The sequence below is a fragment of the Myxococcus hansupus genome, assembly GCF_000280925.3.
Taxonomy (GTDB): Bacteria; Myxococcota; Myxococcia; order Myxococcales; family Myxococcaceae; genus Myxococcus; species Myxococcus hansupus.
In genome coordinates, this window is sequence record NZ_CP012109.1 from 8,045,431 (window position 1) to 8,058,561 (window position 13,131).

The following is a 13,131-nucleotide window of genomic DNA, read 5'->3' on the forward strand; positions in this document are numbered from 1 at the left end:
AACCCCACCCCGTGCTGCCTGTCCAGGAATGACCTTACCTCCTGGGTCTGACAACCGGAATCCAACCCGAGAAGCACCCATGGACCTCTCTTCGGAGAGAAGGAAGAATGGTTGCTGTCCCATGCGTTCCTCCCGTTCTTTCGCGTTCGTCCTCTCGCTGTTCCTCCTGTCCGCGCCCGTGCTCGCGGACAACAACGCGGATGAAGCGGACATCGCGTTCGAGCTCGGCAACGATGCCTACTCCAAGGGCCAGTACGCCGAAGCGCTGCGCTCCTACTTCACCAGCTACCGCCTGGTGCCCAACCGCAACGTCCTCTTCAACATCGCCCGCTGCTTCGAGGCGCTGGGCAAGTTCAACGAGGCGTACCGCTACTACAACGACCTCCTCTCCGAGGACCTGCCCAAGGAGGACGCCGCGGAGGTGTCGCGCTCCGTGGACCGGCTCCGCCCCAAGGTCGCGCTGGTGCGCGTCACCACCAACCCCAAGGGCGCGGACGTCTACGTGGACCGCATGGACCTGGGCAGCCGGGGCCGCTCGCCGCAGACGCTCGCGCTGACACCCGGCCGTCACAAAATCATGGTGAAGAAGGACGGCTACCGTCCCGCGGAGGCCACCCTCTCCCTGGTGCGCGGCCGTGAAACGGACCAGACCTTCGACCTGGCCCTCATCACCGGCGGCGTGGAGGTGACAGGCACGCCCGAGGGCGCGGAGATTCGCGACGCCCCCAATGGCAACGTCCTGGCCCGGGTGCCCGGCCGCGTGCGGCTGCCCCCTGGCCAGCGCGTGCTGCACGTGCGCGCGCCGGGCTATGCCCCCAGCCAGTACGTGGTGGAGGTCCCCGCGGATGGCAACGTGCCCGTCAGCGTGGCCCTGCGCCCCCAGGACCGGCCCACGGGCCGGCTCGTGGTGACAGCCAACCGCGACGGCGCCACGGTGCGCGTGGATGGCAAGCCCGCGGGCTTCACGCCCACCGTCGTCACCCTGCCCGAAGGCGAGCACGTCTTGGAGGTGGAGAGCCGCGAGGTGCGCCCGCTCCGCCAGACGGTGAAGGTGGTCGCGGAGGAAGAAGTGAAGGTCCACGCCGAGCTGCGCTACGCGCCGCCCCCCGTGCGCGCCGCCTCCAAGAGCCTGGTCGCCGTCGACGAGGCGCCCGCCTCCACCACCGTCCTCACCCAGGAGGAGCTGCGCGCCTTCGGCTGGCGCACCGTCGCCGAGGCCGTGGCCGGCGTGCGCGGATTCTACCTCACCGATGACCGGACCTATACGTACATGGGCGTGCGTGGCTTCTCGCCGCCGGGCGACCTCAACACGCGCATCCTCATCCTCTGGGATGGCCACTCCATGAACGACGTCTGGGCCGGCCAGGGCTTCGCCGCCCATGACCTGAGCGTGGACATCCTGGAGGTGGAGCGCATCGAAGTCGTCCGCGGCCCGGGCAGCGCCCTCTACGGTACGGGCGCCTTCTTCGCCGTCATCAACGTGGTGCCTCGCGAGTCGCTGGGCTCCAACAAGAACTTCGAGGTGACGGGCGCCGTGGGCGCGCTGGGCGCCACCCGCGGCCACGCGACAGCGTCGTGGGAGGACGGAAACCGCTCGGTGCTGGTGAGCGCCTCCGCCATGGGCGCGTCGGGCGCGGACACCACCCGGCTGGGCCCCACGGGCCCCATCATCACCGGACTGGACGCCGAACGCGCCGCGGGTGGCTCGCTCCGCGCCCGCCTGGGCGACCTGTCCTTCCAGGCCCAGTTCAACGTGCGCACCAAGGAGCTGCCCACCGCGCCGTACGGCACCGTGCCCGGCACCGAGGGCAACATCGTGGAGGACCTGCGCGCCTTCGCCGAGGCCCGCTACGAGCGCCAGTTCACCGAGCGCTTCAGCCTGTCGGTGCGCGGTGCGTTCGACCTCAGCCGCTACGAGGGCACCTACGTGTACCCGGTGGAGGACGGCGGCTCCCGGACCGAGGGCGGCGCGGCGGACTGGATGACCGCGGAGGCCCGCGCGCGCATCGGCCTGTTCGAGGGCAACGTCTTCACGCTCGGCGTGGAAGGTCAGGCGCAGTTGCGCGTGCGGCAGGACGCCGGGGACCAGCCCCTGGAGACGCAGGCGCGCACGCTGCTGTCCGCGTACCTGCTCGACGAGTGGAAGCTCCACCCGCGGCTGAGCGTGTCCGCCGGCCTGCGCCTGGACAAGTACGTGGACCTGGACAGCACGCCCATCACCCCGCGTCTGGCCGTCATCGCGCGCCCCTATGAGCAGGGCCTCACCAAGCTGGTGGCCGGTAACGCCTTCCGCGCGCCCAACGTCTACGAGCTCTACTACGCGGACGGCATCTCCCAGGGCTCGGCGGTGAACCTGCGGCCGGAGACCATCACCACCTTCGAGCTGGAGCACTCGCACGACCTGACGGACGAGCTGCGCCTCACCGTGGCCGGTTACCACAACCGCATCGCCAGCCTGGTGCAGCTCAGCGCGGAGCCCACCCCTTCGGGCGACTGCGGCACCTCGGCGTGCTTGCGCTTCATGAACACCGACGGCACCACGCTGGCCTGGGGCGCCGAAGCCGGCGTGCACTGGCAGCCGGGGCGCTGGCTGATGGTGGACGTGAGCTACTCCTACGTGACGCTGCGCAATGCCTCGGAGGAGGTCGCCTCCGCGTCGCCCGCGCACCTCGTCGCGGGCCGGATGATGATGCCCATTGGCGCTGGCGACATGCGCGTGGCCACGCAGGCCATCTACCAGAGCGCCCGTCCCACCGGCCCCGGCGGGGCGGAGAGCGGCGAGGCCCTGCTCGTGGGCTTCGGCCTGTCGGGTGACTACGGCCCGCTGCGCTACTTCGCCGGCGTGCACAACCTGCTGGACACCCGCTACTCGCTGCCCGTGTCGGACGAGAACTCCATCGCCCCGGTGCCGCAGTACGGCCGAACCTTCACCCTGCAGCTCACGGGAACCTTCTGACATGGCGGCCCACGCCGACGTCGCCTTCGCCTTCATCTCGCCAGGGCACGCGCTCTACGAAGGCGAGCTGGAGCTGCGCTTCCGCGTGCTGCGCGAACCGTTGGGCTACAGCCCCTCCGACGTGGCCTTCCCGTTCGAAGCGGACAGCCTGCACCTGGTGGCGCATCAGGACGGCCGCGTGCTCGGGTGTGTGCTCTTCCACCCCGAGGACGCGCACGGCGGGCGGCTGTTCCAGATGGCCGTGGCGGCGCACCTCCAGGGACAGGGCCTGGGCGCCCGGCTGGTGCGTACGCTGGAGGCGGAACTGGTGCAGCGGGGCTTCAACCACGTCCACCTGCACGCGCGCGCGCCCGCCGTCCCCTTCTACGAGCGCCTGGGTTACGCCGTCCACGGCGAGCCCTACACCGAGGTGGGCATCCCTCACCGCAACATGCGCAAGACACTTGGCGCCTAGGGCCGGCACCCGCCTGTTACCCGGCAACCAACCTGAAAGGCCCTCTTCCGCTCCCCACCTCTGAGGAGCGAGGGTTGCTGGTAACCTTGGAGAAGCCCAAGAGCCCGCCAGCTTCAGGAGACCCGATGAACGGAGCGAATGACGGAGGTTCCCCGCCCTCTTCCCGTGATGTCGAGCCCGACGAGGAGCACGGTGATTCCGGCCCCGAGCAACCCCGGCGCCCGCCCATCTACGTTCTGGAAGGCAACACCCTGCACACGCGGCTGACGCGTGAGTTGGGCGTGAACTATCCGTTCGTCAGCGACGGCATGGCGTTCGTCTCGCTGCCGCCGCTGGTCCTCGCCGTCTCGGAGGCGGGAGGCGTGGGCATGCTCGGTGTCGTGCCGGAGCCGCCGGACGTCCTGGATGTCCGCATCCAGACCGTGCAGGCGGGCACACAGAAGCCCTTCGGGGCGAACCTCCTCATCGCGCCCGACGGTGGCCAGCACCGCGTCACCCGCGAACATGTCGAGGTCTGCATCGCCCGGCGCGTGCCCATCGTCTCGTTTCAAGGAGACCTCCCGCCCGCGGAGTGGGTGTCTTCGCTGAAGCGCGCGGGCATTCGCGTGTGGGTCCAGGCGCCCTCGGTCGAGATTGCACGGCAGGCCCTGGCCCTGGGCGCGGACGGGCTCATCGCGCAGGGACGGCAGGCCTCCGGCATCAACCACAGCGGCCTGCCCACGCTGGCCCTGGTGCGCGCGCTGCGCGCCATGACCGACACCGTGCCCGTGCTGGCCTCGGGCGGCATCGCCGACGGACTCAGCGCCGCGCGCGCCCTCTTCCACGGCGCGGACGGCGTCTGGGTGAGCACGCGCATGGTGGCGTCCGTGGAGGCGTACGCCCACCCGGGCTACAAGCAGCGCATCGTCGATGGCGACGCGGGCGACTCGGACTTCACCACCGTCTTCGGCGCCGACTGGCCCGGACAGCGCATGCGCGTGGTGCGCAACCGCGTGGTGCGAGAGTGGACGGGGCGCGAGGGGCGCGTTCCCATGCCCACCCCCGGCCCCACGCGCGTGGGCACCACCCGGCTGTTTCCGGGCACGCCGGGCGGCGCCTCCGTGGACATCCCCAGGTTCAGCGCCTTCATCCCCACGCCCGACACCGAGGGTGACTTGGATGAGATGGCCATGCCGGCCAGCGGCGCCAGCATGGCGCGCATCGAGAGCATCCAACCGGCCGGGCAAATCGTGGTGGAGCTGATGGAGCGAGCGCGCCGGGTGCTCGCCGATCCGCACGGCCTGGAAGCCGACACCGATGAGGACGACCGGGGCTGATTTGGAGTAGAGCGCCCTTCATGGGTGCAACGTGGCGCCGGGCGACACATCTGGGGTGGCTGGTCTTCGCACTGTGTGGCGCCACCGCGGTGGTGCGCGCCGCCACCGCCGAGCTGCCGCCGCCCCCGCAGCACCTGTCCCCCGCCACGCGTGAGCAGGTGGGCCAGGCCGCCGCCAACCAGGAGGCTGAGTGGCGGCGCAAGTCGCGCCAATCCTTCCCGGGAGACCACTGGTCCCAGGACGACGACTTCGGCGCGTCCGAGCGCAAGTGGGCCGTGGATGAAGCCCGCCGCCGACAGGTGCCCGTGACGGAGGTCCTGGAGGCCGTCGACGAGGAGCTGCACCACCGCCCCGTGCAGCCGCCGCGCAAGGCCACCGCCAGTCCCTGCAAGCCGCGCCCCTTCTACGACTGAGCCCGCGCCCCGCGTCCATGATGCCTCCCCCTCGCAGGCTGCTTCGCTTCGCCCACCGCGCCGCCACCCTCACCGGCCTGCGGCTGGCCCTCTTCGCCGCGCTGGCGCTGGCCGCGAGCTGGCGTCCGCTCCAGCAAGCCGGCGGGATGAACGACTTCCGCGACGCGCACCTGCTGCACTCGTACGAGGACGCGGGGACTCGCACGGTGACGCACTACGGCCAGCTCCCGCTGTGGAACCCCTGGGCCTGCGGCGGGCAGTACGCAATAGGCAGCCCGCAGACGCGGGTGGCTTCGCCCACGCTGCTGGTGTCCACGTTGATGGGAGCGCGGCCCGCGGAGCCGCTGCTGCTGTGGGCCTTCCTCGTGCTCGGCATGGAGGGCTTCTTCCACTACGCGCGGCGGCGCGTGGGCTCCGCGCTGGGCGCCTTGGCCGCGGCGCCGCTGTTCGGCCTGGCGGGCTTCACCGCGCTCTCGTGGTCCATTGGCTGGCTGAACTTCGCGGGCTTCCTGCTGCTGCCCTGGCTGCTGTGGGGCACGCGCCGCGCGGCGGAGGGCCACTTGCGTGGCGCAGCGGTGGTGGCGGGTGTCTTCGCGCTGCTGCTCGGCTTCGGCGGCACCTATCCGGTGCCCATGGGCGCGCTCTTCGTCGCGCTGGAGGCCGGCCGGACGCTGCATGGCCTGCGCGGGACGGCTCGTCGCAAGTCCGCGCTGTGGGGCCTGGGCGTCACGGCGCTGTTCACCCTGGGCGCCTGCGCGTTCCGGCTGTGGCCGCTGGTGGAGACCATGCGGTCGGCGCCGCGCATCATGGCGGGCACGCCGGGCAACTCCGCGGAGGAGCTGGCGCGCATGCTGCTCCAGCTCCCGGCGCGCTCCGGCCACAGCGACCCGGGCAACTTCTTCCTCGCGCCCGCGGTGCTCGCGCTGATTCCCCTGGCCGCGTGGGCGTGGCGCCGGGCTTTGTATCCGGCGGTGCTGGCGTCGCTGTGCGTGTGGATGGCGGCGGGTTACTCCGCGACACCGTCGCTGTTCGGCGCGCTGCGGCTGCTGCCCGTCTTCGGGACGCTGCGCTACCCCGAGCGCTTCCTGGTGCCCGCGGGCTTCTTCCTCGCCGAGCTGGTGGCGCTGGGCCTCGCCGTGCTGCTGGTGCGTGTGTGGCGTGTGCCCCCCGCGCGCACGGCCGCGTCGTGGTGGCCCACCGCGGCAGCGGTGGCGTGTGTCGTCATCGCCGTGGGCTGGGGCTTCCAGGTGCGCGCCTTCGACCGGCTCAGCCGCTGGTCGCAGATGGTGCCCTCGCCCGGCCCCATCCCCGAGGAGGCGGAGCGCCCCTTCGCGCAGGCCCGAGGAAACCGCTGGGCCCAGGGCTACTTCCTGGCGCTCAACCGGGGCTCCATCGCCTGCGGTGAAGCCTGGCCCGTGCCCATGTCGGAGCGCCTGCGCGGCGACCTGCCCCAGGAGGAGTACCTGGAGGACGTGTCCGCGGGCACCGCGCGCCGCGTGGAGTGGACGCCCAACCGCGTGACGGTGGACGTGACGGCGACGCGGCCCACGGTGCTGCTGGTGAACCAGAACTGGCATCCCGGGTGGAAGTCCTCGGAGGGCGAGGTCGTCTCCCACCAGGGGCTGCTGGGGGTGCGGGTGGCGGAAGGGACGCACCGCGTGGTGCTGCGCTTCCTGCCGCGCTCGGGCCTCGGCGGCGCGGGAGTCTCCGCGCTCGCGTGGCTGGGGATGGGGCTTGTCGCATGGCGGTTGCGTGGGCGGCTGGGGCTCGCGGCCATTGGGGTGGCCAGTGTGCCGCTGGCCGCGTGGGGCGTGTTGCTGGCGACGTCCACGGAGCCGGTGGCCCGCGCGGTGCCGCTGAATCCGGACGGCACGCCCATGTTCGTGACGGCGCCCCCCTCCGACGCCAAGCGCCTGGACGCGAAGTTCGACGTCCCGGTGGAGCTGGTCGCGGCGGAGGTGCCGTCAGCGCCGGACGCGGAGGGGCTCATCCACATGGTGCTCTACTGGCGCGTCACCGGGCCCGTGCACCGCTCCGTGGGCGTCTTCGTCCACCTGCCAGGCCCCCCGGGCAGCAAGCGGAAGAACGCGGACCATCCCGTGCTGGGCGGCACCTTCTTCCTCGCAGGGGCACCCAGGGACGTGCTGCTGCGCGACGCCTTCTCCGTGAACACGAAGGACTGGGACGGGGGCGAAAGGAAGGTCCTCGTGGGTCTGTGGCGGGCCGGGGGTGACGGCTCGCGCATCGGCGGACGGGGCGCGGATGGAAAGCCGCTGACGTCGTCACATGTCGAGGCGGGCACACTCACCGTGCCGCCCAAGCCACAGTCCGAGGAGAAGCCCTGAGCCCGGCGGGCCGGGACGCATGACGCGGCACGGTGATGGGGTTATGACGTGCGCATGCGAATCCTGCACACCATGCTCCGCGTCGGTGACCTCGAGCGCTCGCTCGACTTCTACACCCGGGTCATCGGCATGAAGTTGCTGCGCCGTCACGACTACCCGGACGGCAAGTTCACCCTGGCCTTCGTGGGCTTTGGCCCCGAGGACACCCACCCCGCCCTGGAGCTCACCCACAACTGGGGCGTCGAGAAGTACGAGCTGGGCACCGCGTACGGCCACGTGGCGCTGGGCGTCAGTGACATCCATGGCACGTGCGACGCCATCCGCAAGGCCGGCGGCAAGGTGGTCCGCGAGCCCGGCCCCATGAAGCACGGCACCACCGTCATCGCCTTCGTCGAGGACCCGGACGGCTACAAGGTGGAGCTCATCCAGAAGGACGCCTGAGCCGCACCCCGCCCTGCCTCCCCCACCCCACCCGTCCTGGCGCTCACGCAACGCCTGCACACCCGGCCTGGGCCCGTTAGTGTGGCCCCCGTGAGCTCCGCACCCCTCTTCGTCCCCAATCACGCCCCGCCGGACCGGCCGCGAGACACCGCGCTGCTCTTCCTCGCCCGCGGCATGGAGATGCTCGTCCAGGAGCACGCGGACGGCGTCTCCATTCCCACCGGCGCGGACTTCCCGGAGCTGGCAGCGGACGCGCACTACCTGGGCCAGTTGGACGGCGTGGACTGCTACGCGGCGGGGTTCACCCGGGAGTTCATCGCCCCCCAGGGCTACCAGGTGGTCACCGCTCGCACGCTCTACCGGCGCGTGGACGATGCCCGCTTCGCCGTGGCGGGACGCGCGCTCGCCATCGTGGAGTGGGACCTCACGCACCGCTTCTGCGGCCGCTGCGGCCAGCCCACGCAGCTCGTCGCCGGAGAGCGCGCCCGCCGCTGCCCGGTGGACAAGACGCCCTTCTACCCTCGCATCGCGCCCGCCATCATCGTCCTCATCACCCGCGGCGACACGATGCTGCTGGCGCGCAACGCCCAGTTCCCGGAGCCCATGTTCAGCACGCTCGCGGGCTTCGTCGAACCGGGCGAGTCGCTGGAGGAGTGCCTGGCGCGCGAGGTGAAAGAGGAGGTCGGCATCGACGTGAAGAACCTCCGCTACTTCGGCTCGCAGCCGTGGCCCTTCGGCCGCTCGCTCATGGTGGGCTTCACCGCCGAGTACGCGGGCGGCGACATCGTCGTGGACCCGAAGGAAATCTCCGAAGCCCACTGGTTCAGCCCGGACCAACTGCCGCGCATTCCTCCGCGGCTCAGCATCGCGCGGCAGCTCATCGACGCCTTCGTCGAGCGCGTGAAGGGCGCCGCCCCCTAGCCCCCCGGACGGGGCGCCGGCCCCCCGCTGGTTCCGCGCTTGACCTGGCGCGGCCGGTTGGGGTTGAAGCGCCCCTCCTCTCGACGAGCGAAGAAGCCATGCCCGCAGCGCGCCCGCACATCGAACCCCGACGCGTCCCCACCGCGGACTCCGTGGTGGTGAAGGAGATTTATCTCAGCGTCCAGGGGGAGTCCTCCCACGCGGGGCTGCTGTGCGCCTTCGTGCGCCTCACCGGCTGCCACCTGCGCTGCACCTACTGCGACAGCGAGTTCGCCTTCCACGGCGGCGCGCGCCGGAAGATTCCGGACATCGTCTCCGAGGTGCTGGGCATGCGCACGCCCATGGTGGAAGTCACGGGCGGCGAGCCCCTGCTCCAGCCCGGCGTCTATCCGCTGATGGAGGCGCTGCTCGACGCGGGGCTCAAGGTGCTGCTGGAGACCAGCGGCGCCATCGACGTGCGGCTCGTGCCCCCGGCGGTGCACAAAATCGTCGACATGAAGACGCCCTCCTCGGGCGAACACCTGCGCAACGACTACCGCAACTTCACGTCGATGAACGCCAACGACGAGCTGAAGTTCGTCATCGGCTCGCGCGAGGACTACGACTGGGCCAAGGCGCTCATCGCCGAGCACCAGCTCCTCCAGAAGCCCTACGGCACGCTGTTCTCCACCGTGTTCGACAAGCTCCACCCGCGACAGCTCGCCGAATGGGTCATCGAGGACAGGCTGGCCGTCCGCTTCCAGCTCCAGATGCACAAGTACATGTGGGACCCGAACGAGCGCGGCGTGTGAGCGCGGCGCCGGTGATTCACGTCTGGAAGTCTCCGAACAGCAACACGGTCATCCAGCACGCGGCCAGCCCCAGGTTCACCCACCCGAGCGCCGTGGTCACCCGGGCCTGATTCCGCCCGCGCTCGGCGCCTTCGCCCCGGGCGATGCGATGCAGCTCCCGGAGGCCCAGCACCACGCCCGCGAGCCCCGCCACCAGCGTGGGCAACGGCAACGTCAGCGAACAGGGCAGACACACCAGGCCCACCACGTTGAGCGCCAGCGCCACCTGGACGACGCGCGACGGCCGCGCCTCCTTCCGCATGATGGCCACGCAGGGCGCGCACGCGCAGTAAGGCGACTGGCCCACCAGCTCCGTGCAGTCGCCGCACAGGAAGGTGCCGCAGCGCATGCAGGTGGCCACCGCGGGGACGTCCGGGTGGTTGCCGCAGACCGCTCCGGTGGGCGTCATGACGCGGCCCTCCCCTTCGCGGTACCGCGGTCAGAAGCCCGAGGGCAGCGGAGGACGGGCGGTCAGCGCCGCGACGCCGTGCAACCCCAGGCCCAGGAACACGGCGGCCAGCACGGTGCAGGACATGAAGCCCGCGACGATGAGGCCCTTGCGCCGGTGCTCGAACTGGCTGAAAGCGTAGAAGGGCATGTAGCAAGGGATGAGCAGCACCATCATCCCCGTGCCCACGCTCCGCTGAAAGGCATGAACGAGCAGGGTGGCGGCGCATCCCAGCGCGATGACTGCGAACAGGATGGCGAGCGGAAGCAGCGGCACGCCCCCCACTTAGCACGTTCCACCCTTTGCGGCGCTGGCGTGCACATATTAAGCACGCCCCGACGTCAACCAGCCGAGGTACCAGCCGATGAACGCCGCCAAGACGCTGCTCAACTTCATCCTCGCGGGGGCCCTGCTGGGCGTCGTCGTCGCCTCGTGGCTCGGCCCCAACTACCTCGGCTGGTACAACGAGACGCCCTACGCCACCCAGACGATGTGCAACCTGCCCGAGGTCATCCGCAAGACGTCCGCGGACCTGATTTCGTACCAGGGCATTGGCGGGGCCGCGGGCGCGGCGGTCTTCCTCATCCTGGGAGTCCTCTTCGTGCGCTGGACGCACCGGCGCGCACGCCCCCTGGAGAAGCAGACGCCTCCCACCACCCCGCCCGCCGCGGCCTGACGCACAGCTCAGGGCGCCTGGGACACGGGGGGCGCCTGCACGATGACGCCGGGCCCCTGCGCGACGATGGCGCTGCCCTCGCTGTCCTCGACGATGACCAGGATGGCGAAGGTCGTCGTCTCCGCCACGTCCGGCGCCACCCACGTCGGGTTGCGCGCGGTCGGGTCACTGAAGCGGCCCGCGGGCTGCTCCGGGAGCTGCTTCCAACTGAAGGACATGGCGTCTCCGTCCGGCTCCTCCACCTCGAAGATGAAGGACACCACGTCCCCGCCCCGCACGATGGCGGGCGAAGGTCGCGGCCCCGTGTGGACCTGGGGAGGATGGTTGGCGCGACAGGCGACACACAGCCCCAACAGCGCCAACGCCCCGAAGACTTTCGAGTACGAGCGAGACATGCACCGGCCCCTTTGAATGGTGGAGCCAGGGTAACGCGTTGGAAGGGCGGCAGGTATTGCCCCAGCGGCGTGAAACATTTCGAACACCGGGGCACCGCGCTCAGGCACGCCGCTTCGAACCGCGCGACGCGGCCAGCATCCGCAGCTTGTCGGCGCGCGACAGGCGCTTGATGGCGGCCTCCCGCCGCAGGGCCGCGCCCCGGTCCTCCGCCGCCTCGCTCCACACCAGGGTGACGGGAAGTCGCGCCCGCGTATAGGCCGCCCCCCGGCCCCGGCCATGGGTGGCCAGCCGGCGCTCCAGGTTGTTGGTGGCGCCGGTGTAGAGGGTGCCGTCACAGCACCGCAGGATGTAGACAGTCCACGAGGGCGATTCGTCCGGCACGTCGCGCCGCACTGTACCGCCCTCGAGGACCGTCCGCCCTACTTCCGCCCGGAGGCGTCCCCTTCGAACGGACTCAACGCGCGCAGCCGCAGTCGCCGCGCGGGGTACCGCCGCGCCCCAGGTGCTCCCGCCGGGGCCATGACGCCCGCGACCGGGGCCAACGGGTCGCCCTTCCACGCCGCGAGGAGGTGCTCCTCGCTCACCAACCCCAACAACCCACCCCCATCCCCCACCACCCCCAGCAACCGCACCTGGTGCCGCTCCATCTTCCGAAGGGCCGCCAGAAGAGTATCCGTGGGAAAAACGGTGGCGATGAAGGAGGACCAACTTTCCATCCAAGCCTGTTTTCGCCGCATTGCCACGTCCTCCGTGTTGTCTCCTACATCTCCCTGCAACAGTCCTGCCGTACAAGGGAGCTGCTCACCAATGAACACCGCATCGCCCCGCGGTCCGGCTTAGAATGCGGCGGTGACTCGTCGACAGGTGGCACGGCTGGGACGGATGGCGGACCTCTTTTCGCGGACGATGACGCGCGGGAAGGAGGGCCTGCTGACGCTCAGCTTCCGGCCCGATGAGCTCTACCGGGTGCCCACGGACGACGGGGCCTCCATCGCCCTGGGGCGCTACCACGCCCGAGGCGAGAAGCGCTTCGCCGAGCCCGTCATCCTGTGTCACGGGCTGGGCGCGAACCGCTTCCACCTGGACTTCGACGAGCAGTACAGCATGGCCCGCTACCTGGCCCGCGCGGGCTTCGAGACGTGGGTGCTGGAGCTGCGCGGCCGAGGGCTGGCGGGCGACTGTCCGGACTTCAACTTCGACGACCAGGCCGAGCACGACGTGCGCACCGCGGTGCGAACCGTCTTGTCCACAGGTGCCAGGGAAGTGCTCTGGGTTGGGCATTCCAAGGGAGGGCTGATGCTCTACGCCCACCTGGCCAAGACGCCCCAGGCGCCGGTGCGGGCGGCCGTCGTGCTGGGCGCCCCCTTCACCTTCGCGGTGCAGCCGGGCCTGCGCACCTTCATCCAGAAGGTGGAGCCGGTGCTGAAGCTGCGGGTCATCCCCACCAGCCGCGTCACCAGCATCGCCCTGTTCGGCGCGCCCCCCGGCCCCATGAGCCGCTACATGATGTTGGCGGAGAACATGGAGACGGACGTGGTGCGGCGCGCGCTGGCCAACGTGCCGGCCGACATCGCCGGCGGCGTGGGCCGCCAGTTCGCCCGGTGGATCACCACCAACCGCTTCACGTCCTACAACGGCGAGTTCGACTACCGGGAGGCCCTCTCCCGGGTGAACATCCCCTTCCTGCTGATGGCGGGCAGCAAGGACCTGCTGGCCCCGCCCATGGCGGTGGCCCGCGCCAAGGAGCACCTGGGCGGCCCGGTGAAGGTCCTCGTGGCCGGCAAGGCCCATGGTTTCGGGGCGGACTATGGCCACGCGGACCTGGTGCTTGGCCGCCGGGCCCCGGACGAAATCTTCCCCCTGGTGGAGGCGTTTCTCTCCTCACACGCGACGCCGCCGCGGCCCGGGTGAGGTTGTCCGGCCCTGCCCGGCGTG

At 70.9% G+C, this 13,131-nt stretch carries 15 protein-coding genes; 10 read left to right on the forward strand and 5 right to left on the reverse strand.

The features are described from left to right. Window positions 1–121: 121 nt before the first annotated feature. The 8 genes from A176_RS31545 to A176_RS31580 all read left to right on the forward strand — a co-directional run bounded on the left by A176_RS31545 (window position 122) and on the right by A176_RS31580 (window position 9,637). Window positions 122–2,956: a TonB-dependent receptor domain-containing protein gene (locus A176_RS31545; RefSeq protein ID WP_002636157.1), complete on the forward strand. Its 2,835-nt coding sequence runs from the start codon at window positions 122–124 to the stop codon at window positions 2,954–2,956. 1 nt (window position 2,957) lies between these two features. Beyond that, window positions 2,958–3,410: a GNAT family N-acetyltransferase gene (locus A176_RS31550; protein ID WP_002636158.1), complete on the forward strand. Its 453-nt coding sequence runs from the start codon at window positions 2,958–2,960 to the stop codon at window positions 3,408–3,410. A gap of 125 nt (window positions 3,411–3,535) precedes the next feature. Further along, the gene (locus A176_RS31555) at window positions 3,536–4,726 is read left to right on the forward strand and encodes an NAD(P)H-dependent flavin oxidoreductase (protein ID WP_002636159.1); all 1,191 of its coding nucleotides are present in this window, start codon (window positions 3,536–3,538) and stop codon (window positions 4,724–4,726) included. Window positions 4,727–4,746: 20 nt separating this feature from the next. Continuing rightward, entirely contained in the window at window positions 4,747–5,139 is a 393-nt protein-coding gene (locus tag A176_RS31560) for a hypothetical protein (protein WP_002636160.1), read from the forward strand. Between the two features lie 17 nt (window positions 5,140–5,156). Then, on the forward strand, window positions 5,157–7,484 hold the full coding sequence (locus A176_RS31565) for a hypothetical protein (RefSeq protein WP_002636161.1): 2,328 nt from the start codon (window positions 5,157–5,159) through the stop codon (window positions 7,482–7,484). 54 nt (window positions 7,485–7,538) lie between these two features. Beyond that, entirely contained in the window at window positions 7,539–7,925 is a 387-nt protein-coding gene (gloA, locus tag A176_RS31570) for a lactoylglutathione lyase (RefSeq protein ID WP_002636162.1), read from the forward strand. A gap of 90 nt (window positions 7,926–8,015) precedes the next feature. Continuing rightward, window positions 8,016–8,846 (forward strand): NAD(+) diphosphatase, encoded by an 831-nt coding sequence (nudC, locus tag A176_RS31575; RefSeq protein WP_002636163.1) that lies wholly within the window; start codon window positions 8,016–8,018, stop codon window positions 8,844–8,846. 98 nt (window positions 8,847–8,944) lie between these two features. Then, window positions 8,945–9,637: a radical SAM protein gene (locus A176_RS31580; protein ID WP_002636164.1), complete on the forward strand. Its 693-nt coding sequence runs from the start codon at window positions 8,945–8,947 to the stop codon at window positions 9,635–9,637. 16 nt (window positions 9,638–9,653) lie between these two features. Here the strand turns inward: A176_RS31580 and A176_RS31585 are convergent, their stop codons facing one another. Further along, on the reverse strand, window positions 9,654–10,085 hold the full coding sequence (locus tag A176_RS31585) for a B-box zinc finger protein (RefSeq protein WP_002636165.1): 432 nt from the start codon (window positions 10,083–10,085) through the stop codon (window positions 9,654–9,656). Window positions 10,086–10,115: 30 nt separating this feature from the next. Beyond that, the gene (locus A176_RS31590; RefSeq protein WP_044890395.1) at window positions 10,116–10,400 is read right to left on the reverse strand and encodes a hypothetical protein; all 285 of its coding nucleotides are present in this window, start codon (window positions 10,398–10,400) and stop codon (window positions 10,116–10,118) included. Between the two features lie 88 nt (window positions 10,401–10,488). Between A176_RS31590 and A176_RS31595 the strand changes: the two genes are divergently transcribed. After that, window positions 10,489–10,800, forward strand: a complete 312-nt coding sequence (locus A176_RS31595; RefSeq protein WP_002636167.1) for a hypothetical protein — start codon at window positions 10,489–10,491, stop codon at window positions 10,798–10,800. Window positions 10,801–10,808: 8 nt separating this feature from the next. Here the strand turns inward: A176_RS31595 and A176_RS31600 are convergent, their stop codons facing one another. From A176_RS31600 to A176_RS31610, 3 genes are all read right to left on the reverse strand, one after another. After that, the gene (locus A176_RS31600; protein WP_226994041.1) at window positions 10,809–11,195 is read right to left on the reverse strand and encodes a hypothetical protein; all 387 of its coding nucleotides are present in this window, start codon (window positions 11,193–11,195) and stop codon (window positions 10,809–10,811) included. A gap of 100 nt (window positions 11,196–11,295) precedes the next feature. Next, on the reverse strand, window positions 11,296–11,589 hold the full coding sequence (locus tag A176_RS31605) for a GIY-YIG nuclease family protein (protein WP_002636169.1): 294 nt from the start codon (window positions 11,587–11,589) through the stop codon (window positions 11,296–11,298). 26 nt (window positions 11,590–11,615) lie between these two features. Next, complete coding sequence (locus A176_RS31610) at window positions 11,616–11,912, reverse strand: CBS domain-containing protein (RefSeq protein ID WP_002636170.1); 297 nt, start codon at window positions 11,910–11,912, stop codon at window positions 11,616–11,618. Window positions 11,913–12,078: 166 nt separating this feature from the next. Here A176_RS31610 and A176_RS31615 point away from each other — a divergent pair, with 166 nt between their 5' ends. Then, a complete protein-coding gene (locus A176_RS31615; protein WP_044890339.1) occupies window positions 12,079–13,107 on the forward strand; it encodes an alpha/beta fold hydrolase in 1,029 nt (342 codons plus the stop codon). The last annotated feature ends 24 nt before the right edge of the window (window positions 13,108–13,131 follow it).

What these genes read in the sequence shown, in the direction of transcription:
- A176_RS31545 (WP_002636157.1), top strand. Translation starts at nt 122, where the DNA reads ATGCGTTCCTCCCGTTCTTTCGCGTTCGTCCTCTCGCTGTTCCTCCTG.
- A176_RS31550 (WP_002636158.1), top strand. Translation starts at nt 2,958, where the DNA reads ATGGCGGCCCACGCCGACGTCGCCTTCGCCTTCATCTCGCCAGGGCAC.
- A176_RS31555 (WP_002636159.1), top strand. Translation starts at nt 3,536, where the DNA reads ATGAACGGAGCGAATGACGGAGGTTCCCCGCCCTCTTCCCGTGATGTC.
- A176_RS31560 (WP_002636160.1), top strand. Translation starts at nt 4,747, where the DNA reads ATGGGTGCAACGTGGCGCCGGGCGACACATCTGGGGTGGCTGGTCTTC.
- A176_RS31565 (WP_002636161.1), top strand. Translation starts at nt 5,157, where the DNA reads ATGATGCCTCCCCCTCGCAGGCTGCTTCGCTTCGCCCACCGCGCCGCC.
- gloA (WP_002636162.1), top strand. Translation starts at nt 7,539, where the DNA reads ATGCGAATCCTGCACACCATGCTCCGCGTCGGTGACCTCGAGCGCTCG.
- A176_RS31580 (WP_002636164.1), top strand. Translation starts at nt 8,945, where the DNA reads ATGCCCGCAGCGCGCCCGCACATCGAACCCCGACGCGTCCCCACCGCG.
- A176_RS31585 (WP_002636165.1), bottom strand. Translation starts at nt 10,085, where the DNA reads ATGACGCCCACCGGAGCGGTCTGCGGCAACCACCCGGACGTCCCCGCG.
- A176_RS31595 (WP_002636167.1), top strand. Translation starts at nt 10,489, where the DNA reads ATGAACGCCGCCAAGACGCTGCTCAACTTCATCCTCGCGGGGGCCCTG.
- A176_RS31600 (WP_226994041.1), bottom strand. Translation starts at nt 11,195, where the DNA reads ATGTCTCGCTCGTACTCGAAAGTCTTCGGGGCGTTGGCGCTGTTGGGG.
- A176_RS31610 (WP_002636170.1), bottom strand. Translation starts at nt 11,912, where the DNA reads ATGGAAAGTTGGTCCTCCTTCATCGCCACCGTTTTTCCCACGGATACT.
- A176_RS31615 (WP_044890339.1), top strand. Translation starts at nt 12,079, where the DNA reads ATGGCGGACCTCTTTTCGCGGACGATGACGCGCGGGAAGGAGGGCCTG.